The sequence below is a fragment of the Streptomyces sp. Ncost-T10-10d genome (genome assembly GCF_900091955.1).
Classification (GTDB): domain Bacteria; phylum Actinomycetota; class Actinomycetes; order Streptomycetales; family Streptomycetaceae; genus Streptomyces.
Window position 1 is genome coordinate 134752 of the sequence record NZ_FMDF01000218.1, and the last position, 22831, is coordinate 157582.

A 22831-nucleotide genomic window follows, 5' to 3' on the forward strand; every position below is an offset into this window, starting at 1 on the left:
CCTCAGGAACGGCGTGCTCGTGCGTCGGCTGCTTCCCTCGCACAGGCGTAGGCGAGCGGGTCGATGAGCTCCTCCGCGTCCGGCAGCCACCGGTTGGAGGCGGTGGGACGGCGGGCCCACTGCACCGCCCCGCGTCCGCCGACCCGGGTCGGCGGCCCCGTCACGTAGTGGCCGTCGCCGCGGCCGACGAGGTCGATCGCGGCTGCCCGCCAGCCCGACTTCCTTACCAGATCGTCCACATCGGCCGCCGTGCCCGGCAGGACGAAGAAGAACATCCGCCGGTCGGGGGCGCGGGTGACGGGCCCGAGCGGTACGTCCATCCGCTCCATCCGGGCCAGGGCGAGGAAGCCGGCGGACTCCGGTACGTCGATCGCGTCGAAGGAGCGACCGGTGGGCAACAGGATCGACGCCCTGGAGTGTTCGGACCACATCCGGCGGGCCGCGGCACCGCTGCCGGTCGCCTGTCCCGCCCAGTCGGGTCCGGTGGGGTGCGCGCCGGGGAAGGCGCAGTCGGCGTCACCGCATGAGCACCGCTCGGCCCCCTCCGCCGCCTCCAGCCAGGTGCCGGGGCACACGTCCCAGTGCTGCTCGTCCGCGTACCGCACTGCGGCGTCGAGCAGTTGCTCGTTCCGCTGCGGGGGGATCTTCGTGGCTTCCATGACTCCGATGGGCTCTTCGACTCCGATGGGCTCTTCCACGAACAGCACAACTACCGCCCCCACATGGGGTTACGGGCGCGGCGGGCATGGTCAGGGCTCATCGATCCGGCATGCAGGGCGCATGGATGCACGGGTGGGGGCGCGCGTGAGGCCGTGTCCGATCGGGCGGGTAGCCAATGAGGGGCAACTCCGGAACGGTCGGCCTCTGTCATATGCCGACATGAATGACAAGGAACGCGTCGTACGTGACGAACACGATCTATGTGTGCATTTTCCGTGTATTAGCCGGGCAGTGATCCGCTCATGGATCACTGCGGCCTCAGGGGGAAACATGGCAGCCAGGCCTCTCGTCGCCCGCCAGCCGAACGAACGGCTTCAGGCGCTCATTCAGGAAGCCGGATGCTCCAACGCCGGCCTCGCGCGCCGCGTCAACATGGTCGGCGCGGAGCGCGGGCTCGATCTGCGTTACGACAAGACCTCCGTGGCCCGTTGGCTGCGTGGACAGCAACCACGCGGCAGGGCATCGGGAATCATCGCCGAGGCGCTCGGCCGCAAGCTCGGCCGTACGGTCACGATCGACGAGATCGGCATGGCCAACGGAAAGAACCTGGCGTCCGGCGTCGGCCTGCAGTTCGCCCCGACCGTGATCGGGGCGATCGAGCAGGTCTGTGAGCTGTGGCGCAGTGATGTCGGCCGCCGCGAATTCCTGTCCGGTTCGACGATCGCGTCGTCGGCGCTGGTCGAGCCCAGCCGCGACTGGCTGATCACCGGCGCCGACCCGCAGGTGGCCCGGGCCGCCGGGGCCCGCGTCGGTACGTCGGACGTGGAGGCGGTACGGGCGATGACGGCCGCGCTCGTCGACCTCGACCACCGGTTCGGCAGCGGACATGTGCGGCCGGTCCTGGTGCACTACCTGAACAGCGTGGTCTCCGGGCTGTTGTCGGGGGCGTACCGCGAATCGGTCGGCCGGCAGCTGTTCGCGGCGGTCGCGCGGCTCACCGAACTCGCCGGGTACATGGCGGTCGACACGGGCCAGCCGGGGCTCGCCCAGCGCTACTACATCCAGGCGCTGCGCCTGGCGCAGGCGGCGGGCGACCGCGCGTACGGGGGTTACGTACTGGCCGCGTCGATGAGCCACCTCGCAGCGCAGCTCGGCAACCCGCGGGAGATCGCCCAGCTGGCCCGGGCCGCCCAGGAGGGCGCGCGCGGGCGTGTCACCCCGCGGGCGGAGGCGATGTTCTACGCGGCGGAGGCGCGCGGGCACGCCCTGCTCGGCGACGCCCGCACCTGTCAGGCGGTGACGGGACGGGCGTTGACGGCCATGGAGAGTGCCGAACCGGGCACCGGGGACGACCCCGACTGGATCGCCCACTTCGACCACGCCTATCTCGCCGACGAGTTGGCGCACTGCCACCGTGACCTCGGGCAGGCGGAGGCGGCCGCGCGCCGGGCGAAGGAGTCCCTGGACGGCCACCCGGAGTCCCGGACCCGCCGCCGCGGCATCGGTCTGGTGCTCCTTGCCACGGCCCAGGTCCAGCTGCGCGAGGTGGAGCAGGCCTGCCACACGGGCACGCGGGCGATGGAGCTGCTGGGCTCGGTGCGCTCCAGCCGGGGAACGGAGTATCTGGACGATCTGCAGCAGCGACTGATGCCCTACGGGGACGAGCCGGCGGTACGGGAGTTCGGGGCGCGGCTGGAACTCCAGGCGGCGTGACCGGGGCCCGGCCGACGGAGTGCGACCGGGCGCCCTCTTAACTGCGTCTTGAGAGCGCTGGGTGTTACAGCACCTGTGAAGGGGTGGTGAGTGACATCACGCGCTTGGCGAAGGGCGGCAACCACCCGATAGCGTGAGCCGACGATTCCGTAGGTTTACACGTAGGAGTCCCGGTGACGCAGAGCGGACAGGGTGACGAGCAGCAGCTCCCTGCTGTACGGCCCGCGCACGAAGGTGTCGTGCTGCCCGCGGGTGGCGGCGAGCCCTGGATACCGGGGGGGCCCGCGGATCAGGGCGCCCCGGCGGGCGGCCAGCCGTGGGGGCAGCCCTGGGGGCCGCAGACGGCGCACCAGGACGCCTTGTCGCAGCCTCAGCCACAGGCACATGCTCAGGGGCACGGGGCGTACGGGCAGGGGGCGTACGGACAAGGGCAGTACGGTCAGGGGCAGCCGGCGCAGGCGTACGGGCAGCCGCAGGCCCAGCCGCTGCCTCCCGCACAGCCCCAGCAGCCGTACGCGCAGCCGTTGCCGCCCGAGGCCGTGCCCGGCATGGGCATGGGCGGGGACGCGGATGCCACGCAGTACATCGCGCCGGTGCCCGCCGGGCCCGCGCCGGGCGGGCTGCCGCCGGAAAGCCCGGCGGAGGCCACCCAGTTCCTCGACCACGGAGCGCCGCAGCCGCAGCCGTACCAGCAGCCCCAGGCGCCTGCGCACGGCGGCGACGCCGAAGCGACCCAGTTCATCCCGCCGGTCCCCGGTGGCGCCCCGTACGGCATCAGGCCCGGGGCCCCCGACGAGCGGCAGCCGCCCGCCGAGTTCGACAACCTGTTCCGCAACGACGGGCCCGCGGGCGCCACCCAGCAGATGCCCCGGTTCGACCCCGCGCAGCAGCCCCAGGGCGCCTATCAGCCCCCGCAGGCCCCGCAGCCCCAGTACCAGCCCGTGGACGAGGGTCCGCAGGGACGGTCCGGGCAGCCCAAGAAGCGGGCGCACGTCACGCTCATCGCTGCGGTCGTCGCCGGCTGCGCCGTCGTCGGCCTCGGCGCGGGCGCGTTGATGAGCGGTGGCGACGGCAAGGGCGCGGACAACAAGCAGCCGGTGGCCGCCGCCGGTTCACCCGACGGCCGGCCCTCCACGCAGACCGCGGCCGATCCGGCTAAGCCGCAGGCCGAGGCGCTCGACAAGCTTCTGGCGGACAGCAACAACAGCCGCGCCGCGGTCATCGGGGCCGTCGAGAAGACCAAGAGGTGCGCCGACCTGGACCAGGCCGTGACCGATCTGAAGGGCGCCGCCCAGCAGCGCCGTGATCTGGTGACCCGGCTCCAGGGGCTGACCGTCGACAAGCTGCCGGACCACGAGCGGCTGACCGCCTCCCTCACCAAGGCCTGGCAGGCGTCCGCCGCCGCCGACGAGCACTACGCCTCGTGGGCGGGCCAGGCCAAGGAGGGCAAGAAGTTCTGCAAGCACGGCAAGGCCCGGACGACCTCCGAGTTCCAGCAGGCCAACGTGAAGAGCGGCGAGGCGAGCAAGGCGAAGCAGGAGGCGTCGGGGCTGTGGAACTCGATCGCGTCGAAGTACGGGCTGACCCGGCGGGCGGCGACCGAGCTCTGACCCGGGGCTCGGTATCGGGCCCCTCCGGCGGTTGAGGAGCGGGGGTCCGGGGGCATGGCCCCCGGTACCTCACCCCTTCGCGCTCGCATCCGACAGAGTCTTCGTCACGTCCACGAACCCCTTCTTGTCCGCGACGAGCCGCCCGTCACGCACCACCTGAAACGTCACCCTGGTGTTCACGACGCGCGGATACGCGGACGAGCCGAGCATGTCCTTGAAGCCCCAGCGCAGTACCGGCGTGAGGCCGCCGGTGTCGACCGGGGTTCCGTGGTTGAGGGCGGAGGTGAGCTTCCAGGCGGTGATCTGCGGGGCGTCGATCGCCTTCACGAGTTCGTTCAGCGCGGTGTACGCGATCCAGGTGGTCTGGACGCCCGTGTCGTCCGGGTCGATCCGGTTGTCGCCGAAGGCGTGCTTACGGATCACCTCCCGCATCCGGTCCCAGCGGGCGTCGCCCGATTCCGGGTACCAGCCGGTGATGTACGCCCCCTCGAACGGGCTCTTCCGGCCGCCGGTGCTGTCGATCAGCGACTGCCCGACACTGCCGAGGACGGACGAGGTCCCTACGCTCCCGGACGACGGTTCGAGCCGGCGGAAGGAGTCGAAGAACGTCTCCGTACCCTCCCCGAGCACGCTGGTCACACAGCCGCCGCTCGTTCCCGCCGCCTGGAGCGCCCGCCCGGCGGCCTCGTCGTACGAAGTGGCCGACTCCGCCGCCCGGATGTCGGCGGGTTCGGGCCGACGGGCCTCGGCGAGTCCGGTCTTGAGGAGCCAGGCCTGGCCGTCGCCGGCCAGGGTGTCGGGCCGTACCACGGACACCCGCTCGCAACTGCGTGCGAGCTGCTGGGCATTGCCCGCGAGCAGCGCCGGCTGGCCGCCGTTGACGGGGTAGGAGACGTAGCTGCTGAACTCTTCGACGGAGGCCCCGTAGCCGCCGATGTAGGGGATTCCGGCGGTCTCCAGCGGCGCCATGAACGAGGACCCGTGACGGCTGTACGAGCCGACGACCGCCACCGCCTGCTCCTTGACGGCCAGCCGGGCGCAGTTTGCCGCGCCGATCGAGGTGTCCTGCTCGTCGCAGGTGACGACGCGCAGCTTGTGTCCGTCGAGCCCGCCGCTGTTGTTGACCCAGCGGGCGTACGTGCGCGCCATGGCGGTCATGCCCGCCATGTTCACCGTGCCCGGTTCCGTGGCGCCGCCCGGCGCCCACGTCACGACGGTGAGAGGCTCCCTGGAGCCCCCCGAAGCCCCAGGGAGCGCACCGCAGCCGGTGACCAGCAACGCCCCGACCGCCGCCGTACTTGTGAGGAGCTTGTAGGGGCGGGGGAGGTGAGGCGTCGCCGTCCGGTCATGGGCATGAACGTTTCCGCCCGTGGGGTAACGCCGCTGTGTGCTCCGCGCAACGCTCGGTGACATCCAGGTGAATTGCGGGGGCCTGCGCGGGGAGCCTGGAAGGGAACGTACGATCGACAACCGTGCAGCAAGGTTCGGAGAACACTTCCCGTCGCGGCCGTCGCTCCTCCACCATGGGCGGCATGCCGCTGAATGACATGCCCTGGTGGCGCTGGCGCAGCAACGTGCGCTCGGCGCTGCACATGCTCTCCGACCCCGTCTTCCACCACGAGTGCTGGCTGGCCGGCCAGGAAGGGTACGGCGACGTCACCGACGCCGTGTACCGCCTGGTCGAGGACACCTGGCTGGACAACTGGTCCGCCGAGAAATACGTCGGGACGATCTTCCGTGACTCCGGCGAGTCCGCCCTCGTCGACGTCGCCGTGCTCCGGGTGCTGCGCATCATGCACCAGGTCGGCGCGGACGCACCCGTGTCGGCGTATCTGGAGCACCACGGCTGGCCGGAGGCCGTACGGGCCGCCCGCGAGGCCCATGTGCTGCTCGCCACCAACGACGGCGACGACCCGGACGCCCCGCCGCGCTCCCTGGATGTGCTCCGCATCATGACCAGAACGGCCTGACAGTGGTCCGGTGTGGCACGCTACGAGGATGACCGCGCCGCAGCCTGCTGAGACCACCCCGGACCAGTACGTCCTCACACTCTCCTGCCCGGACAAACAGGGCATCGTGCACGCCGTGTCGAGCTATCTCTTCATGACCGGCTGCAATATCGAGGACAGTCAGCAGTTCGGCGACCACGACACGGGTCTGTTCTTCATGCGTGTCCACTTCTCGGCGCACAGCCCGGTGACCGTGGAGAAGCTGCGGGCCAGCTTCGCCGCGATCGGCGACTCCTTCCGGATGGACTGGCAGATCCACCGGTCCTCGGAGCGGATGAGGGTCGTGCTGATGGTCAGCAAGTTCGGGCACTGCCTCAACGACCTGCTGTTCCGCTCCCGGATCGGGGCGCTGCCGATCGACATCGCCGCCGTCGTCTCCAACCACACGGACTTCGCCGAGCTCGTCGCCTCGTACGACGTTCCCTTCCGGCACATTCCGGTGACCAAGGAGAACAAGGCCGCAGCGGAGACGGAGCTGCTGGATCTGGTCCGCGAGGAGAACGTCGAACTGGTCGTCCTCGCCCGCTACATGCAGGTCCTCTCGGACGATCTGTGCAAGCAGCTGAGCGGCCGGATCATCAACATCCACCACTCCTTCCTGCCGAGCTTCAAGGGAGCGAAGCCGTACCACCAGGCGCACGCCCGGGGCGTGAAGCTGATCGGTGCGACGGCGCACTATGTGACGGCCGACCTCGACGAGGGGCCGATCATCGAGCAGGAGGTCGAGCGGGTGGGCCACGGCGTCACACCGGACCAGCTGGTCGCCATCGGCCGCGATGTGGAGTGCCAGGCGCTGGCGCGGGCGGTGAAGTGGCACGCGGAGCGCCGCATCCTGCTCAACGGCCGCCGCACGGTGATCTTCTCGTAGGACCCGGGCCGGGCGGGACTTTGCGGGCCCGGCCCAGCATGGCGCTGACGTTCTTGACCGGGCCCGGGAGCCCGGCCAAGAACGTCAGCACCCTCCTAGAGCCGGCTCAGCGACGCGGCCGCGAAGAGCACGTCGCGGATCGCCTCGCGGTCGCCCTCCTGACCGGCCGCAGCCTCCACCGGCGGCACATGCCCGGCCACCAGCTGGCAGAACTCGACTCCGTCCAGCGCGACCTGCGCCACCGCGTGCGCGGGCGAGCCGACCGCGGCCGGGGAGTCCAGCGGGATGTACCAGTCGCCGCCGCCCGAGCCCTCGACCTCCAGATGCAGCGAGCGGCCCGGTGAGCCGGCCGTCACCAGATGGCGGGCCGGCCCGGCCAGCCCCGACCTGCGGCGCTCGGCAAGAGCCGCCGGAAGGAGCCGGGCCGCCAGGTCGATCATCCGGTTGAGATGGGCGGCCGACGGCGCCTCGTACGGATAATCCACCGCCTCCGCGATGTCGCCGCCGTGCACCCAGCATTCGAAGGCCCTGTCCAGCAGCGAGTCGTGCATCGGAAGGGCGAAGTCCCCGTACGAGACGGAGAGTTCGGCGACTTTGCGACCGGCGAAGGACACCGTACGGATGAGGGCGTGGCTCTGCTCGCGCCATGGGCCACGGATCGCACGGGTGAGTGGCCGCCGGGCTCCCGACCAGTACTTCTCCGTGCGTGCGCCGGGCGAGAGCGGCCAGTCGACGCCCCGGCCCAGGACGCCGTCGCCGAGCGGTACGTCGATGCCGAGGGCGGTGCCGATCAGTCCGTCGACGGTCATGAGGTGGCCGATGACGCCCGCCACCGTCGTCTTGCGATTGACCGCCTGCTCGCCCTCGAACCACTTCAGCCGCACCGGGGCGTGCCACTCCGAGCCGCCGATGTCACGCAGCAGCGCGTCGAGCCGCGCGGTCTCCGCGTCGTACGGGGCGGCCCAGTCCGGCACCGGGATGTCGGCCGGGCGGCGGCTCAGGCAGGTGTCGATCACCCGGGAACGCAGCGCCGGATCGAGATCCAGGCTGCGGTCGGTCTGCAGCAGGCCGACCGCGTCGCGCAGCCGCAGCGCCTCGTCCGCACACACGGCGCACACGGTCAGGTGTGCCTCGACGGCCTCGGTCTCCTCCGCCGAGCAGGCGGCCAGGGCCCAGGCGCCGAGGAGGGCCTTGAGGACGCGATGGGGCAGCACGAGCGCCGGTGCGGCGGGCGGGTCCGAAGGGTCCAATGGTGCCACGGCGGATCCCGGTTCCGGTGCCGTCGGTCGCTGGGCCGGCCGCGGCTCCTCGGGCCCGGTCGCGGGCACGGGCGGCGGCAGGGGGAAGGCGTCGAGGTCGAAGTCGTCCGCGGCGGCCCGGGGGCCCGGTATGCGCGGCGCGCCCCGCATCCCGTCGTCGCGTCCGTCCCCCTCGTGCCCGTTCGAGTCGTCGTCACCGGTCACAGCGGCCGTCCGTATCCGGGCGGCGACGACCCCTCCAGCGGGCGGGTGTGCGCGGTGGAGAGCAGTTGCAGCCCGAGCCGCAGCCGTCGGCGGGCCTCGTCCTCGGTGACCCCGAGGTCGGCCGCAGTCTGCCGGTAGTCCCGGCGCTGGATGTACGCGAGCTCCAGTGCGGCCCGCAGCGGGGCGGGCATGGACGCCACGATGTAATCGGCGCGGGCCGCGGCCGTGGCCCGGCGCACCCGCTCCTCCAGACCGGCCCGGGCCGCTGCCCCGGTCTCCTCGTCCGTACCGCCCGGGAGGCTGTCCTCCTCGCGCAGCCGCCGCACGGACTGGCGGTGCGTGAGCCGGGCCACCCAGGACCGCATCGAGCCCTGCTTCGGGTCGTACGCGTCCGGGTTCTCCCACACGTAGCCGAAGACCTCGCGGGTCACCAGATCGGCGGCGGTCTCGTCGTCGAGCATCCGATGGGCCTGGCTGTGCACGAGCGAGGCGAACCGGTCGTAGAGCTCGCCGAGAGCAGCCGCCTCACCGCGCGCCAGCCGCTGCTGCATCTTGCGGTCCCAGCGGGGTGGTGCGTTCTTCGGCATACGACCCCCAGCCCTGTTCCCCTCGTCACATCGAATGTAGTCGGCGGCACCCACGATGCGCGCCCTTTACGGCAAGTACGCCCCTGACGAGGCGCGGGATGGTAGGGAATGCGCCATCCACCGACGACGGTCCCGATTGTGTCCCGCCGGGCGGCCGGGTGTTTCATGGGGCTGCGGCGGGGGCAGCCGCGAGAAGGAACGGAAACTTCCGGAACGTCGGAATCCCGGCAACGAGAGGCCCAGTCGCGTGAGGAATCCTTGTCCTCGTGGAAACCACCCACCGGCTGCAACCACCCACGCCTCCCGGCTCACCCAGGAACGTTCCCGGACGCCACTGAAAGTGGCCGAGACCGTGCAGGGCGAGTGGACCGTGCTGCGCATACGGGGCGAACTGGACCTGGTGACGTCGCCCGTCGTGCGCCAGTCCGTCCATGACGCGGTCGCCGTCGGCCGCCACGATGTGGTGCTCGACCTCTCCGAGGTCCTGTTCTGCGATTCCAGCGGTGTCGGCGTACTGATCGCGGCCCGCCGTCTGATGCGCTCCTGCGGGGGCCGGCTGCGGCTGATCCTGCCGGCCCGCGGTGCGGAAGAGGGTTCCCACGTCAACCGGGTGCTCGCCGCCCTCGGTGTACGCCGTCTCTTCGACGTCTACCCCGACCGGCACGCGGCCGTCGACGACGAGGCCCGGCCGCTGTCGGCGTGAAGCCCGTCCATGACCAGGTTGTCGCACCGGTGGCGCGCGTAAGTGACACGCGACGCCTGTCGGCGCCGTAGGCTCCCCGCATGGACAGCGCAGAGTATGAGCGCAAGATCGCCCTCCGCTTCGCCGCCTTCGACCAGGACGGCAACGGATGCATCGATCGCGCGGATTTCAGTGCCGCCGCGGCCCGTCTGCTCACCGAGTTCGGTACGACGGCCCGCTGCGACAAGGGCCAGGCGCTCTACACCGGGGCCGAGGCCTTCTGGCAGGGCATGGCGGGCATCGCCGACGTCGACGGGGACCAGCGCGTCACCCGTGAGGAGTTCGTGGGCGGGGCCGTGAAGCGGCTGCGCGACAACCCGGAGCGCTTCGCGGAGATCGCCCGCCCCTTCCTGCACGCCGCGCTCGCCGTGGCGGACCAGGACAACGAGGGCGCGGCCTCCGTACCCGCCGTGGAGCGAGCGCTGAAGGTGCTGGGCGCGAGCGCGGAGTCGGCGGCCTTCGCGGCGCGGAGCCTGGACGCGGACCAGGACGGCAAGGTCGGCGAGAACGATGCGGTGGCGGCGTTCGCCGCCTACTTCACGGTGATCGCGCCGGACACGTAGCCGGTCGGTCCGGCAGCCGGTCGTCCTCAACGGCCGGACGGGAGCCGATTCGTCCTCACTCGCCGGACGGGCTCGTGAGATGCCCTCGGACCTCGGGCCGGCCGGGGGCGGAGAACCGCTCCCGCAGCCGGTACTTCAATATCTTCCGCAGCGCCTCGTTGCGCGGCAGCGCCGCCACCACCTCCAGCTGTTCCGGCAGCTTGTGCACGGAGAGCCCCTCCGCCCGCAGGTAGCCGGTGATTTCCGGCAGGGTCAGCGGGGCGGCGCCCGCCGGCTGTTCCACGACCGCGCAGACGCGTTCGCCGCGCTCCGGGTCCGGCAGCCCTATCACCGCCACGTCCCCGACGCCCGGGTGCCGGTGCAGCAGGTCCTCTATCTCCTTGGCGGAGATGTTCTCGCCCTTGCGGATGATGATGTCCTTCAGCCGCCCGGTGAGCACCAGATGCCCGCCCGCCTCGACATGGCCGACATCGCCGGTGATCAGGAACCCGTCCGCGTCGAAGGCCGCCGCTGACGCCTCGGGGTTCAGATAGCCCTTGCAGACGGCCTCCCCGCGGAGCCGTACCTCGCCGTCCGTGCCGTACGGCAGCGGCTTGCCGTCCTCGTCGGTGATCCGTATCTCCATGCCCTCGGGCGGGCGCCCCTCCGTCTCGGCGAGGTGTTCCGTCGTGTCGTCGGGGGCGCCCATCGTGATCATGGGGACCTCGGTCATGCCGTACCCGTGGGTGAGCTGGATGCCCATCTCCCGTACCACCGCGTGGTAGATCTCCGGCGGTTTGGGCGCCCCGCCGCCCGCCAGCAGCCGCAGGGTGGGGATCAGCTTCCGGTCCGGTGCCTTGCGCTGTTCGGTCAGGAACATCGAGTAGAACGCCGTGGACCCGCCCGCGACCGTCACCCCGTGGCGCCGGTAGCCCTCCAGCGCGTCCGGCATCGCGAAGTGCTCGAAGAGGACGGCCGGGAAGCCGTACAGCAGCAGCATCACCGCATAGTCCGGCCCGCCGACGTGGGCGAACGGGAAGGCCACCGAACCGACGTCGTCCGCCGACAGACGCAGCGCGTGGGCCAGGCAGGAGCCGCCCGCGATCAGGCTGCGGTCGGTGTGGAGGACCCCCTTCGGGTCGGAGGTGGTGCCCGAGGTCCAGTAGATCCAGCGCACCGCCGTCCCGTCGGCGGGCGGCGGCGGCAGTACGGACGGGTCGCCGTCCGGCAGCGACTCGTACGCCTCGAAGACCAGCGGCGGGTGGGCGGCCTCCGCGGCCAGTCGGTGCGCCATCGCCGTGTGGTCGAAGCCGCGCCAGGCGCCCGGCACGGCGAAGAAGCCGGCCTTCGACTCGCGCAGGGCGAACCCCGCCTCGCGGTCCCGGTAGAACGGGATGACGGGCGACTGCACGGCCCCGATCCGGGTCAGCGCGAACGACAGCAGCACCGTCTCGATCCGGGTCGGCAACTGCCAGGCGACCACGCCGCCGGGGCGCACGCCCATCCCCCACAGCCCGGCCGCGACCCGCTCGCAGCGGCTGCGCAGCTCGCCGAAGGTGAGGGTGCGGTCGTCCTGGATCAGGACGGGGCGGTCCGGGGTCAGTGCGGCCCGGCGTTCGATCAGTTCCCAGAAGGTGCCCGATGCGCCCAGGGCGTGCGCGGTCTCGTTCACTGCGTTCCCCGCTCCCTCGTAACTGACGGGTAGTCAGATCGTGTCGAGAGCGTAGAGCGCTGCGCCTTGTCGGTCCAGGGGTGCGGAGCTAGCCTGAGTGCCGAAAGCGAATCTGACGAACCATCAGATGCGTGCAGTGTGCGCCGAAGGGGACACCATGACGGAACTGCCTCGGATCGTCAGCGTCGACGACCATGTGATCGAGCCGCCGCACCTCTTCTCGACCTGGCTGCCCGCCAAATACCGCGAGCGCGGCCCGCAGCCGCTCACCGCGGGCATCGGCGAGCTGGCGTACACAGGGGGCAAGTACGTCATCACGATGGACCCGGACGGGCCGCCGACGGACTGGTGGATCTACGAGGACCTCAAGTTCCCGTACAAGCGGAACATCGCCGCCGTCGGCTTCGACCGCGACGACATGACGCTGGAGGGGATCACCCGCGCCGAGATGCGGCGCGGCTGCTGGGACCCGGCCGAACGCCTCAAGGACATGGACCTCAACCATGTCGAGGCGAGCCTCTGCTTCCCCACCTTCCCGCGCTTCTGCGGCCAGACCTTCGCCGAGGCGCAGGACAAAGAAGTGGCGCTCGCCTGCGTCCGCGCCTACAACGACTGGATGGTGGAGGAGTGGTGCGGCGACAGCGGCGGCCGGCTCATCCCGCTCTGCATCATCCCGCTCTGGGACATCGACCTGGCGGTGGCGGAGATCAAGCGGAACGCGGCGCGCGGGGTGCGGGCGGTGACCTTCTCCGAGATCCCCACCTATCTCGGGCTGCCGTCGATCCACACCGGCCACTGGGACCCGTTCTTCGCGGCCTGCCAGGAGACCGGCACGGTCGTCAACATGCACATCGGGTCCAGCTCGCAGATGCCCGCCGCCTCGCCCGATGCCCCGCCCGCCGTACAGGCCAGCCTCTCCTTCAACAACGCCATGGCCTCGATGATGGACTTCCTGTTCAGCGGGGTGCTGGTGAAGTTCCCACGGCTGAAGCTTGCCTACAGCGAGGGCCAGATGGGCTGGATCCCGTACGCCCTGGAGCGCGCCGACGACGTCTGGGAGGAGCACCGGGCCTGGGGCGGGGTGCGCGATCTGATTCCCGAGCCGCCGTCCACGTACTACTACCGGCAGATGTTCTGCTGCTTCTTCCGCGACAAGCACGGCGTCGCCTCGCTCGATGTGGTCGGACGGGACAACGCCACCTTCGAGACCGACTACCCGCACGTCGACTCGACCTTCCCGCACACCAAGGAGGTCGCCCTCGACCACGTCAAGGGACTGGACGACGAGACCGTCTACAAACTGATGCGCGGAAACGCGATCCGGATGCTCGATCTGGACCTGGACAAGTAGGCGCGCGGTGGATCTCGCGTACACGGAGGCCGAGGAGGAGTTCCGGGCACGGCTGCGCGAGTGGCTGGCCGCCGTGCTGCCGTCACTGCCCGTGAAGCCCGGCCCCGACGACTGGCCCGGGCGCCGCGCATACGACACCGCCTGGCAGCGGATGCTGTACGACGCGGGCTACGCGGGCCTGCACTGGCCCGTCGACGCGGGCGGACAGGGCGCCACCCCGACCCAGCATCTGATCTTCCTGGAGGAGACCGAGAAGGCCGGCGCCCCGTACGTCGGCGCGAACTTCGTCGGGCTGCTGCACGCCGGGCCCACGATCTCGGCCGAGGGCACGGCCGAACAGCGGGCGCGCTGGCTGCCGCCGGTGCTGCGCGGCGACGAGATCTGGTGCCAGGGGTTCAGCGAGCCCGACGCCGGCTCGGACCTCGCCGCGCTGCGGACCCGTGCCGTGCGCGACGGCGACCACTACGTGGTGAGCGGGCAGAAGATCTGGACCTCGCACGCGGAGGTCGCCGACTGGTGCGAGCTGCTCGTGCGTACGGACCCGACGGCGCCCAGGCACCGCGGGATCAGCTGGCTCGCGATGAGGATGGACGCCCCCGGTGTCACCGTCCGCCCGCTGCGCACGCTCGCCGGGTCCACCGAATTCGCCGAGATGTTTCTCGACGAGGTGCGGGTGCCGGTCTCCCACCGCATCGGCGATGAGAACGACGGCTGGCGGGTCACCATGGTCACCCTCTCCTTCGAACGCGGTACGGCATTCGTGGGCGAGGTCGTCGCCTGCCGCCGCACCCTGGCCGCCCTGGCAGCCGAGGCGCAGAAGAACGGCCGCTGGGACGACCCGGTCCTGCGCCGCAGGCTGGGCAGGCTGAACGCCGAATTCCGGGCGCTGTGGCGGCTCACCCAGTGGAACGTCAGCGAAGCGCAGAGCAGCGGCGGCGTCCCGGGCACCGGCGGCTCGGTCTTCAAGCTGCGCTACTCGCACGCCCGCCAGGAGCTGTACGAGGCGGCCGCCGAGGTGCTCGGCGCGGACGCGGCCGATCTGGACCGGGAGTGGGCCGTGGACCGGCTCTCCTCGCTCTCGTACACCATCGCCGCGGGCACCTCGCAGATCCAGCGGAACATTGTCGCCGAGCGGATCCTCGGCCTGCCGAAGGGGCGGTGAGCGGACTGTGGACTTCCAGCTCTCGGACGACCAGCGGGCCCTGCGGGCGGGGGTGCGGGAACTCCTCGCCGGGCGCTTCGGCAGGGACCGGATGCGGGCGGCTCTCGATGACGGCACGGGCATCGACCGGGCCCTGTGGCGGGAGCTCGGCGAGGCCGGGTTCTTCGCGCTGCGGCTGCCGGAGACGGAGGGCGGTGTCGGGCTCGGGCTGCCCGAATCGGTCCTTCTCTTCGAGGAGGCGGGGCGGTCGCTGTTGCCCGGACCGCTGATCGCCACCCACCTCGCCGCCGGTGCGGTGAAGGGGGCGGCGGAGGGCGAGACGGTGGTCGCGGTGCTGGACGCGGGGCAGCCGGTGGGGCACCTGGGGGATGCGGACGGTCTGCTCGTACTCGGGCCGGGGGAGGCGCGGACCCCGGGGCCGGGTCCGGAGCCGGGGGAGGCGCGGGTCGTGACCGGCGGGGCACTGCGGGATGTCGTACGGGAGGCCGTGCCGGTACGGTCGCTCGACCCGTTCACGTCCCTGTGGCGGGTCACGGGTCCCGTCGGGCCCGGCGAGCTCCTGGCCGGCGGGGCGCGGCTGCGCGACGAGGGAGCCCTGCTCGCCGCCGCCGAACAGCTCGGCAGCGCCGCCCGTACGACCGAGATGGCCGTCCAACACGCCGGTGAACGTGAACAGTTCGGTTCGCCGATCGGGTCCTTCCAGGCGGTCAAACACCTGTGCGCCGGGATGCTGGTCCGCGCCGAGCTGGCCCGCAGCGCCGTCTACGCGGCGGCCGTGACCGCGGACCGGGCCGAGATCGCGGGCGCCAAACTGCTCGCCGACGATGCGGCGGTCCGCAATGCGCGCGACTGCCTTCAGGTGCACGGCGGAATGGGCTTCACCTGGGAGGCAGACGTTCATCTGCACCTCAAGCGGGCGTGGCTGCGGTCCGGGCAGTGGCTGACGGCGGCGGCGGCCGAGGAGGCGCTTGCAGCCGACCTGTGCTGATTGCGCATGGGTTCCGTGGAGGCTTCGGGCGCGGTGACGGCGGGTGCATGCGGGACACATGCTGGTGACAGGCAGGCCGCTGAGCCTCACGCTGCGGAGTTACGCAGTGGAGTCGGTGGGTTCCGATGCCGGCTTGTGTCCTTTGCGTGATTCGTCACGGGGTGGAGTCGGCGCCGGGCTCAGGTACGCTCCGTTGGATGCGAGAGGTTCTGGAATCGGATGATCCGGATGTTGCCCGTGCGGCGACTCCGGTCCGGAAGAGGTGCCCTGCTCGCATTCCACGCAGAAGCGCCGGGCCTGCCCGGGAGACGACTCCCGCAGCCTCGATGTGCCTCTGTTCGACTCCCCGCAGCGCGCGTCGCACAGTATGCACCACGCGTACTCCTTCGCGCTGGAATATGCCCGAAGCGCTTGTTGCGGTGACTGTACGTCAACCATGCTGTCTCGTAAGGGAATCACGTTCCGTGACCCTGAGGAGGCGCGAGGCGATGTGTCCGCCGGTTCGGATGGTGTGAGCGGTGCAGGTGCTTCAGGTTCAGCTGGAGGTCGGGCCGGATCCCGCGGAGGTCGGGAGGGCCCGTAGATGGGCGCGATCGAGACTGGTCGGGTCCGGGATAAGAGACGACGAGCCGCTGGCCGAGACGCTCATCCTGCTGATCTCGGAGCTGGTCACCAACGCGGTCGTCCACACCGGCTGTCCGGCCGTGCTGCGCATGCTGTTCGGCGCGGCGGAAACGGCGGGGACGGCCGGGACCGTACGGGTCGAGGTGGCCGACACCAGCTGTCGTCCGCCGCAGCAGCGCCACGCGGCGGGCGAGGACACCGGCGGCCGGGGCCTTGAGCTCGTCGACGGCCTCGCGGACCGCTGGGGCTGGCAGCCGGAAGGTGCCGGGAAGCGCATCTGGTGCGAGGTCGACCGGGGCGCCCCGGTGATCCAGGTGGTGCCGGTGCACCCGGGCACGCAGAGCGTACAAGGTGTTCATGGCGCACCGGGCGCGGCGGATGCGGACCGTGAGGCGTACGAACCTTCGCGGGTCATCACGCATCGCGCATAAAGGCTGAAGCGGTCGGTCCACGTTGCGGTACGGCGTCGGCCCGAGCCCCTTCAGAGGACGGCGACCGGGGCTACCGGGGTGCCGGTCGCGCCGACGAACGGTTCCGCCATCGCGGAGAGCAGGAAGCTGTACCGCTTCTCTTCCGCACAGGCTGTGGACAACTTTTCCAGGTTCCAGTTCTGGCCCTGCAGCATGCCCATCTCGACCAGGTCCAGCGCATGCACCCCCAGCCACAGATCCTCGATCTCGGGCGGGAAGATCTCGAAGGTCAGGGTGTCATTGGCGACTGCTGCGACATCGCGCGCACGGAACCACTCGGGCGTCCTGATCGAGAGACCGGGCGACGGATAGGCGTACGCATGCTTGTCGCCCGCCAGATAGGCCTGCACCTGCCCCGTCCGTACGAGCACGATGTCACCGGCCCTGACCCTGACCCCCGCCAGTTCCTCGGCCGCGTCCAGGTCCTCGGGGGTGACGGCATGGCCGCCGGGCAGCCTGTCCGTGCCGTGTGCGCGTGCCACATCGAGCAGCACCCCGCGCGAGACGATGTGCGGTGCCTTGTCGATCCCGCTGAACTGCGCGCCGCCGTGCGCGGTGATCGTGGCGGCCGGGCGGCCGTTGTAGATCTTTCCCGAGTGCGAGGCGTGGGTGAGAGCGTCCCAGTGGGTGGCCGTCTGCAGGCTCAGGACGGCCGTGTCGTCGCTCGTGGCGACGGTGCCGGGGCCGAAGAGCTCCTGATTGATCTGGATCATGGTGTGCAGCGGATTGATCCGCCCGGGGATCAGCCCGCTCTGGACGCCGTCCTGCTGGAGGGGGAGCGCGAGCGGGATGCGCAGCCCGGTGCGGACGGCGGCGACCGCCTCGCGTACGACCGCGTCGGTGATCAGGTTGAGCGTGCCGATCTCGTCGTCGGCACCCCAGCGGCCCCAGTTGTTGACCCGCCCCGCAATGTCGTGGAACTCGGCCGGCAGTGACACGGGGCCTCCCGGGGCTTGTGCTCGTGGACCTGATGACCCATAAAATCTAACGGTCCGTCAGAAACCGTGGGAAGGGTCCGGGCATGGGGAACTTCTTGGCAGGCAAAGTGGTCGCCGTGACGGGTGCCGGGCGCGGCATCGGGAGGGCGGTCGCGCTCGCGGCGGCGGCCGAGGGGGCGAGGGTCGTCGTCAACGACTACGGCGTCTCCATCGAGGGCGGCGAGCCGAGCAGCGAGATAGCGGAGTCCGTCGTCAAGGAGATCGAGACGGCGGGCGGCGAGGCGGTGGCCGTCGCCGACGACATCTCCACGATGGCGGGCGGGCAGCGGATCGTGGACACGGCGCTCGCGCAGTACGGGCGGATCGACGGGGTCGTGTGCGTGGCCGGGATCCTGCGGGAACGGATGCTGTTCAACATGTCCGAGGAGGAGTGGGACCCGGTGGTCGCCACCCACCTCAAGGGCACCTTCACCGTCTTCCGGGCCGCGTCGGCGGTGATGCGGAAGCAGGAGGACGGCGGCACGCTGATCGGCTTCACCAGCGGCAACCATCAGGGCAGCGTCGCCCAGGCCAACTACAGCGCCGCCAAGGGCGGGATCATCTCGCTGGTACGGAGCGCGGCGCTCGGCCTGCACAAGTACGGCGTCACGGCGAACGCCGTCGCCCCGGTCGCCCGCACCCGGATGTCCGCCAATGTGCCCATGGAACTCAAGGAGATCGGCGAGCCGGAGGATGTGGCGGCGCTCGTCGTCTACCTGCTCAGCGAACGGGCCCGCAAGGAGAAGATCACCGGCCAGGTGTACACGATCGCAGGGCCGAAGATCGCGGTCTGGGCCCAGCCGAGGGAGCTGCGGGCGGGGTACGCGGAGGGGGCCTGGACCCCGGAACGGATCGCGGACTTCCTGCCGGGGACGGTGGGCACGGACCCGATGCCGATGCTGGCGCAGCTGGAGGAGATGGCGGCCGCGGCGGCGGCGAGGGCGCGGCCGAACGCGTGAGGCGCAGCGCCTGTTCCTGTTCACCCGGTCCGACACCATCTACGGCGGCTCGGACGGGATCCAGCGGAACATCATCGCCGAGCGGGTGCTCGGCCTACCGAGGGAGCCGAGATGAGAGGCGTCGTCTTCGACGGCAAGCGGACCGAGGTCGTCGACGATCTGGAGATACGCGATCCGGGCCCCGGTGAGGTGCTGGTGGCGGTGGCAGCGGCCGGGCTGTGCCACAGCGATCTGTCGGTGATCGACGGGACGATTCCGTTCCCGGCGCCGGTGGTCCTCGGACACGAGGGCGCGGGCGTGGTGGAGGCCGTCGGTGCGGGCGTCGGCCATGTGGTGCCCGGCGACCATGTGTCGCTGTCCACGCTGGCCAACTGCGGGGCGTGCGCCCAGTGCGACCGGGGCCGGCCGACGATGTGCCGCAAGGCGATCGGGATGCCGGGGCAGCCGTTCTCGCGGCGCGGGAAACCGCTGTACCAGTTCGCGTCCAACTCGGCCTTCGCCGAACGGACTCTGGTCAAGGCCGTGCAGGCGGTGAAGATCCCCGCCGATCTGCCGCTCACCTCGGCGGCCCTGATCGGCTGCGGGGTGCTGACGGGAGTCGGAGCCGTACTCAACCGGGCGAAGGTCGACCGGGGCGACACGGTCGTGGTGATCGGCACGGGCGGCATCGGACTCAACGTGATCCAGGGCGCCCGGATCGCGGGGGCCCTGACGATCGTCGCCGTCGACGCCAACCCGGCGAAGGAGGCGGTGGCGCGGCAGTTCGGTGCGACGCACTTCCTGACGTCGCCAGAGGGCGTACGGGAGATCCTGCCCGGCGGTGCGGACCACGCCTTCGAATGCGTGGGCCGGACAGAACTGATCCGTATCGCGATCGATCTGCTGGACCGGCACGGCCAGGCGATCCTGCTGGGTGTTCCCGCGGCGACGGCCGAGGCGTCGTTCCTCGTCTCGTCGATGTACCTGGACAAGTCGATTCTGGGCTGCCGGTACGGCTCCTCGCGCCCGCAGCGGGACATCGCGCTCTATGCGGACCTGTACCGGGAGGGCAGTCTGCTCCTGGACGAACTCGTCACCGAGACCTATGCGGTGGAGGACTTCGCCAAGGCGGCGGACGACGCGCACCACGGCCGGGTGGCACGGGGCGTGCTGGTGTTCTAGGGGGCAATCCCGTGCAGTTGGCGCCGGGTGTCCGGTGTCAAGGGGTGCGGGTGGCCGGCCGGGTGGGTCCGTGGGGTGGAGCTTCGGCGCGCCACCGGCCCGGCGGTGAGACACCGCCGGGCCGTGCCGTGGGGGCGCCGGAAAGCGAGCGGCCGGCGCACGCCCCTGCCGGACGGCGTTCCGTGTGGGGCGTGACCCGAATGGGCGCCGTTCGCCGAGCAGGGGCGCGGAGCCGAGGTCCGCTACGGCCGGTCGCCGCCGCAGCCGCAGGCGCTGTGTCGTCCGCCGTGCACCGCCGCGTATGCCGACGGACGGGGCGCGGTGGCGGCCCGGTCGAGTCGCGCGGCCGCGGCCTTGCCCGCCGAGGTGCGCGCGTCGTGGACGACCCGGCCGCCCACCAGGGTCAGCTCGACACGGGTGTCACTGATGTCCGCCACCGGGCATCGCGTCACATCACGGTCGAGAACGATCAGATCCGCGGCCAGACCGCGCCGGACCGTTCCCGTCAGATGGTCCATGCGCAGCTGCCACGCCGTCCCGTGCGTGTGCATGCGCAGCGCCGACGTACGGCTCAGTCCCTCCAGCTCCCGGTAGAGCGGCCCGTCGCCCTCCGCGCCCGTGCGGTCGATCGCCGTCCGGACCTGGTTCCACACCTGGAGCGGATCCACCGGCCAGTCCGAGCCGCCCGAGAGCCGGGCCCCGTGCCGCTCCAGGGAGCGGGCGGGGTACATCCACCGGTGCCGCTCGGGCCCGATGTACGGCAGGAGGGCGTCCATCGTCCATGTGTCCTGTTCCGCCCACTGGAGCTGCATGCAGGCCACCACGTCCAGTGCGGCGAACCGCCCCAGATCCGCCGGGTCCACCAGCTGGAGGTGTGCGATGGTGTTCCGGGCGTTGCGCAGCCCGGTCGTGCGCCGCGCGTACGCGTATCCGTCGAGTGCCGTGCGCACCGCGCGGTCGCCGAGCCCATGAGCGTGCATCTGCCAGTCGGCCCGGTTGAAGGCCGCGGTCAGCCGCCCGTAATCCTGCCCGGAGACATACAGCTCACCCCGGTTGTCCGTCGGGTGTCCGGAGCCGTCCAGATAGGGCTCCAGGAGCGCCGCGGTCTGCGCCGGGTACTCGATCACCCCGTCGAGGAACACCTTGCTCGTCCCGAACCGCAGCCCAGGTACGTCCCGGAACGCGCGCTGCAGCCCGCGCGCATAGGTGAGCGCTGCCGCCGGGTCCTTCGCCAGCTCCGTGTCGATCTTGATCGCGGGGACGATCCGCTGCAGCAGCTTCCCCGCTTTTGCCAGGGCCTGGTACGTCGTCAACTGACTCCGCCCGACTGCCGCGTCCATCATCGTGGTCACCCCGGAGGCCGCCGCCTGGGCGAGGACCCGGGAGCAGGCGGCGACCAGTTCGGCCTCGCTCGGCTCCGGGATGTGGCGGGTCACCAGATCCTGGGCGTCATCCTTGAGCACCCCGCTGGGCTTCCCGTCCGGCCCCTTCACGATCTTTCCGCCCACCGGATCGGGGGTCGCCGCGGTGATGCCCGCGATCTGAAGGGCGCGGGCGTTGACCCAGGCATTGTGGCCGTCGCCCCCGAGGAGGGCGATCGGGCGGCGGGTGGGGAGGGTGTCGAGCAGGGAGTGGTGGGGCAGGGTGCCCTGCGGCAGCAGCCCGACCGGGTTCCAGTCCGAGACCACCAGCCAGCCGTCGGGCTCCTGGCCGGGCGTGTCCTTGAGGAAACCCGTGAGGATCGCGAGGAGTTGCTCGGCGGTCGTCTCGGCGCCCTCCAGGGAGGGGCGCAGCGAACGCTCGCCCGCGCCGAGCGGGTGCACATGGCCGTCGTGGATGCCGCTCATCACGGTGGCCCCGCGCGCATCGAGGATCTCGGTGTCCCGTCCGGCGAGGCGGCGCAGTTCGCGGCCCCGGCCGGTGGCGAGAATCCGGCCGTCGCGCCCGACGGCCACGGCCTCGACAGGGCGGGCGCCGGGCAGCCCGGTGAACACCCGTGCGTTGTGGATGACCAAGGCCGCGGAACCCCGCTGCGCGGCACCCCGCTGCGCGGCGGCTGCGGGGCCGGCCGCCGCACCCACCAGTCCGGCCGCACCCGCGGCGAGCACGCTCCGCCGGGCGAAAGAAGAAGTCATGACCACTCCAAGGGTTGTTGGGCTGCGTTGCTGTGGCCGGACCCTCATTGATTAACGCCGTAACCAGAACCCACCCCGTACGACGGAATCCGCACCGCAATCCCTACGATGGCGCCATGTCAGGGCCCACCCTCGCCGATGTCGCCCGCGCCGCCGAGGTCTCCACCGCCACCGTCTCGCACGCTCTCAACGGAACCGGCCGGCTCGCCGACGCCACGCGCCGCCGGGTCCGCGAGGTGGCCACCGCGCTCGGCTACGGCGCCCGGCGGACCCCGCGGGCCGGGGGGACCCTGGGCGTGGCCGTCACGACCTACGCCGGATCGGCCTGGAACTTCCTCGAAGTCCCGTACTTCGCCCGGCTCCTGACCGCCGCCACCGCCACCGCGCACGCCCACGGCTACGCCCTGACCATCCTCCCCGCCACCCGCGGTGCCGAGACGCCGTGGCACACCCTCACCGTGGACGGCATGCTGCTCCTCGACAGCCCCGCGGGCGACCCGGTGCTGCGTGCCCTGCGCGCGCGGGGCATCCCGCTCGTCTTCGACGGCCGGCCCGTCGATCCGAGGCCCGGGGACGTCTGGGTCGACAACGACCACACCGCCACCACGCGCGAGGTCCTCGGCCACCTGGCGGCCTCGGGCGCCCGGCGGATCGCCCTGCACGCCGGGTACGGCGACGAGCACTACACCCGGGCCGTGACCCACGCGTACGAGCAGTGGTGCCGCGAGCACGGCCACAAGACGCTGTTCCTCACCTGCGACCCGTACGACACCCCGGGCCACGCCTTCGACGCGTTCTTCGCCGCCCGCGCCTGCGACGCGGTCTACACGGTCTACGACCCCGGCGGCCGCCAGGTTCTGGCTGCCGCGGCCCGCCACGGCCTGCGGATCCCCGACGACCTCCTCCTCGTCTGCGCCAGCGAGGACCCGGCCTACGCCGAGAACGATCCGCCGGTGAGCACCGTGACCCTGCGTCCTACGACGATCGCCGAGACCGCGGTGACGGCCCTGGTCTCCCGCCTGTCTCCCACCGCCCCGCCACCACCCCCCGGCGCCATGACCGTTCCGGCGGTCCTGCACCCCCGCGGCTCCTCATGCCGCCGCACCCGCCCCGGCCGACAAGGGCCACCGTGATCCGA

19 protein-coding genes and 2 pseudogenes are annotated in these 22831 nt (G+C 71.4%); 14 read left to right on the forward strand and 7 right to left on the reverse strand.

Annotation, left to right across the window (positions count from 1 at the left end; translation table 11 throughout):
- Window positions 1-2 precede the first annotated feature (2 nt).
- On the reverse strand, window positions 3-659 hold the full coding sequence (locus tag GA0115254_RS38395) for a bifunctional DNA primase/polymerase (RefSeq protein WP_093899923.1): 657 nt from the start codon (window positions 657-659) through the stop codon (window positions 3-5).
- A 331-nt stretch (window positions 660-990) separates the two neighbouring features.
- On the opposite strand from GA0115254_RS38395, the gene GA0115254_RS38400 reads away from it, so the two are divergent.
- Together GA0115254_RS38400 and GA0115254_RS38405 are read left to right on the forward strand one after the other, a co-directional pair.
- Window positions 991-2373: a transcriptional regulator gene (locus GA0115254_RS38400; RefSeq protein ID WP_093899873.1), complete on the forward strand. Its 1383-nt coding sequence runs from the start codon at window positions 991-993 to the stop codon at window positions 2371-2373.
- Between the two features lie 173 nt (window positions 2374-2546).
- Window positions 2547-3983, forward strand: coding sequence for a hypothetical protein (locus tag GA0115254_RS38405; protein WP_176740460.1), 1437 nt, complete (start codon window positions 2547-2549; stop codon window positions 3981-3983).
- A 69-nt stretch (window positions 3984-4052) separates the two neighbouring features.
- On the opposite strand, the pseudogene GA0115254_RS38410 reads toward GA0115254_RS38405, so the two are convergent.
- Window positions 4053-5332, reverse strand: a pseudogene (locus tag GA0115254_RS38410) (ABC transporter substrate-binding protein).
- A gap of 174 nt (window positions 5333-5506) precedes the next feature.
- Here GA0115254_RS38410 and GA0115254_RS38420 point away from each other — a divergent pair.
- Window positions 5507-5953, forward strand: a complete 447-nt coding sequence (locus tag GA0115254_RS38420) for an SCO4402 family protein (protein WP_093899874.1) — start codon at window positions 5507-5509, stop codon at window positions 5951-5953.
- Window positions 5954-5981: 28 nt separating this feature from the next.
- Window positions 5982-6860: a formyltetrahydrofolate deformylase gene (purU, locus tag GA0115254_RS38425; protein ID WP_093899875.1), complete on the forward strand. Its 879-nt coding sequence runs from the start codon at window positions 5982-5984 to the stop codon at window positions 6858-6860.
- A 95-nt stretch (window positions 6861-6955) separates the two neighbouring features.
- On the opposite strand, the gene GA0115254_RS38430 is transcribed toward purU, so the two are convergent.
- Both GA0115254_RS38430 and GA0115254_RS38435 read right to left on the reverse strand, forming a co-directional pair.
- Window positions 6956-8269 (reverse strand): zf-HC2 domain-containing protein, encoded by a 1314-nt coding sequence (locus tag GA0115254_RS38430; protein WP_093899926.1) that lies wholly within the window; start codon window positions 8267-8269, stop codon window positions 6956-6958.
- Window positions 8270-8319: 50 nt separating this feature from the next.
- Window positions 8320-8910 carry an RNA polymerase sigma factor gene (locus GA0115254_RS38435; protein WP_093899876.1) on the reverse strand — a complete coding sequence of 197 codons (591 nt, stop codon included), beginning with the start codon at window positions 8908-8910 and terminating at the stop codon, window positions 8320-8322.
- Window positions 8911-9244: 334 nt separating this feature from the next.
- On the opposite strand from GA0115254_RS38435, the gene GA0115254_RS38440 reads away from it, so the two are divergent.
- Both GA0115254_RS38440 and GA0115254_RS38445 read left to right on the forward strand, forming a co-directional pair.
- Window positions 9245-9613: an STAS domain-containing protein gene (locus GA0115254_RS38440; protein WP_093899927.1), complete on the forward strand. Its 369-nt coding sequence runs from the start codon at window positions 9245-9247 to the stop codon at window positions 9611-9613.
- 80 nt (window positions 9614-9693) lie between these two features.
- Window positions 9694-10215: an EF-hand domain-containing protein gene (locus GA0115254_RS38445; protein ID WP_093899877.1), complete on the forward strand. Its 522-nt coding sequence runs from the start codon at window positions 9694-9696 to the stop codon at window positions 10213-10215.
- Between the two features lie 55 nt (window positions 10216-10270).
- Here GA0115254_RS38445 and GA0115254_RS38450 read toward each other — a convergent pair whose 3' ends face one another.
- A complete protein-coding gene (locus tag GA0115254_RS38450) occupies window positions 10271-11866 on the reverse strand; it encodes a class I adenylate-forming enzyme family protein (protein WP_093899878.1) in 1596 nt (531 codons plus the stop codon).
- A gap of 157 nt (window positions 11867-12023) precedes the next feature.
- On the opposite strand from GA0115254_RS38450, the gene GA0115254_RS38455 reads away from it, so the two are divergent.
- The 4 genes from GA0115254_RS38455 (at window position 12024) to GA0115254_RS38470 (ending at window position 16422) form a co-directional block, all read left to right on the forward strand.
- The gene (locus tag GA0115254_RS38455) at window positions 12024-13217 is read left to right on the forward strand and encodes an amidohydrolase family protein (protein ID WP_093899928.1); all 1194 of its coding nucleotides are present in this window, start codon (window positions 12024-12026) and stop codon (window positions 13215-13217) included.
- 7 nt (window positions 13218-13224) lie between these two features.
- Window positions 13225-14379 (forward strand): acyl-CoA dehydrogenase, encoded by a 1155-nt coding sequence (locus tag GA0115254_RS38460; protein WP_093899879.1) that lies wholly within the window; start codon window positions 13225-13227, stop codon window positions 14377-14379.
- 7 nt (window positions 14380-14386) lie between these two features.
- The gene (locus GA0115254_RS38465) at window positions 14387-15367 is read left to right on the forward strand and encodes an acyl-CoA dehydrogenase family protein (RefSeq protein WP_093899880.1); all 981 of its coding nucleotides are present in this window, start codon (window positions 14387-14389) and stop codon (window positions 15365-15367) included.
- A gap of 518 nt (window positions 15368-15885) precedes the next feature.
- Window positions 15886-16422: an ATP-binding protein gene (locus tag GA0115254_RS38470; protein ID WP_256102987.1), complete on the forward strand. Its 537-nt coding sequence runs from the start codon at window positions 15886-15888 to the stop codon at window positions 16420-16422.
- A 50-nt stretch (window positions 16423-16472) separates the two neighbouring features.
- Here the strand turns inward: GA0115254_RS38470 and GA0115254_RS38475 are convergent, their stop codons facing one another.
- On the reverse strand, window positions 16473-17399 hold the full coding sequence (locus GA0115254_RS38475; RefSeq protein WP_093899881.1) for a cyclase family protein: 927 nt from the start codon (window positions 17397-17399) through the stop codon (window positions 16473-16475).
- Window positions 17400-17482: 83 nt separating this feature from the next.
- Between GA0115254_RS38475 and GA0115254_RS38480 the strand changes: the two genes are divergently transcribed.
- The 3 genes and pseudogenes from GA0115254_RS38480 to GA0115254_RS38485 all read left to right on the forward strand — a co-directional run bounded on the left by GA0115254_RS38480 (window position 17483) and on the right by GA0115254_RS38485 (window position 19558).
- Complete coding sequence (locus tag GA0115254_RS38480; RefSeq protein WP_093899882.1) at window positions 17483-18397, forward strand: SDR family oxidoreductase; 915 nt, start codon at window positions 17483-17485, stop codon at window positions 18395-18397.
- A 1-nt stretch (window position 18398) separates the two neighbouring features.
- Window positions 18399-18512, forward strand: a pseudogene (locus GA0115254_RS43590) (acyl-CoA dehydrogenase family protein); the annotation flags it as partial.
- Window positions 18509-19558 carry a Zn-dependent alcohol dehydrogenase gene (locus tag GA0115254_RS38485; protein ID WP_093899883.1) on the forward strand — a complete coding sequence of 350 codons (1050 nt, stop codon included), beginning with the start codon at window positions 18509-18511 and terminating at the stop codon, window positions 19556-19558. The pseudogene GA0115254_RS43590 and the gene GA0115254_RS38485, both read left to right, overlap by 4 nt.
- A 242-nt stretch (window positions 19559-19800) precedes the next feature.
- Here the strand turns inward: GA0115254_RS38485 and GA0115254_RS38490 are convergent, their stop codons facing one another.
- Complete coding sequence (locus GA0115254_RS38490; protein ID WP_093899884.1) at window positions 19801-21693, reverse strand: amidohydrolase; 1893 nt, start codon at window positions 21691-21693, stop codon at window positions 19801-19803.
- A 116-nt stretch (window positions 21694-21809) separates the two neighbouring features.
- Here GA0115254_RS38490 and GA0115254_RS38495 point away from each other — a divergent pair, with 116 nt between their 5' ends.
- Window positions 21810-22826 carry a LacI family DNA-binding transcriptional regulator gene (locus GA0115254_RS38495; protein ID WP_093899885.1) on the forward strand — a complete coding sequence of 339 codons (1017 nt, stop codon included), beginning with the start codon at window positions 21810-21812 and terminating at the stop codon, window positions 22824-22826.
- Window positions 22827-22831 lie beyond the last annotated feature (5 nt).

Coding starts and splice junctions, on each gene's coding strand:
- GA0115254_RS38430 (WP_093899926.1), bottom strand. CDS start 8,269: ATGCGGGGCGCGCCGCGCATACCGGGCCCCCGGGCCGCCGCGGACGAC.
- GA0115254_RS38490 (WP_093899884.1), bottom strand. CDS start 21,693: ATGACTTCTTCTTTCGCCCGGCGGAGCGTGCTCGCCGCGGGTGCGGCC.
- GA0115254_RS38400 (WP_093899873.1), top strand. CDS start 991: ATGGCAGCCAGGCCTCTCGTCGCCCGCCAGCCGAACGAACGGCTTCAG.
- purU (WP_093899875.1), top strand. CDS start 5,982: ATGACCGCGCCGCAGCCTGCTGAGACCACCCCGGACCAGTACGTCCTC.
- GA0115254_RS38435 (WP_093899876.1), bottom strand. CDS start 8,910: ATGCCGAAGAACGCACCACCCCGCTGGGACCGCAAGATGCAGCAGCGG.
- GA0115254_RS38455 (WP_093899928.1), top strand. CDS start 12,024: ATGACGGAACTGCCTCGGATCGTCAGCGTCGACGACCATGTGATCGAG.
- GA0115254_RS38395 (WP_093899923.1), bottom strand. CDS start 659: ATGGAAGCCACGAAGATCCCCCCGCAGCGGAACGAGCAACTGCTCGAC.
- GA0115254_RS38480 (WP_093899882.1), top strand. CDS start 17,483: ATGGGGAACTTCTTGGCAGGCAAAGTGGTCGCCGTGACGGGTGCCGGG.
- GA0115254_RS38445 (WP_093899877.1), top strand. CDS start 9,694: ATGGACAGCGCAGAGTATGAGCGCAAGATCGCCCTCCGCTTCGCCGCC.
- GA0115254_RS38495 (WP_093899885.1), top strand. CDS start 21,810: ATGTCAGGGCCCACCCTCGCCGATGTCGCCCGCGCCGCCGAGGTCTCC.
- GA0115254_RS38420 (WP_093899874.1), top strand. CDS start 5,507: ATGGGCGGCATGCCGCTGAATGACATGCCCTGGTGGCGCTGGCGCAGC.
- GA0115254_RS38485 (WP_093899883.1), top strand. CDS start 18,509: ATGAGAGGCGTCGTCTTCGACGGCAAGCGGACCGAGGTCGTCGACGAT.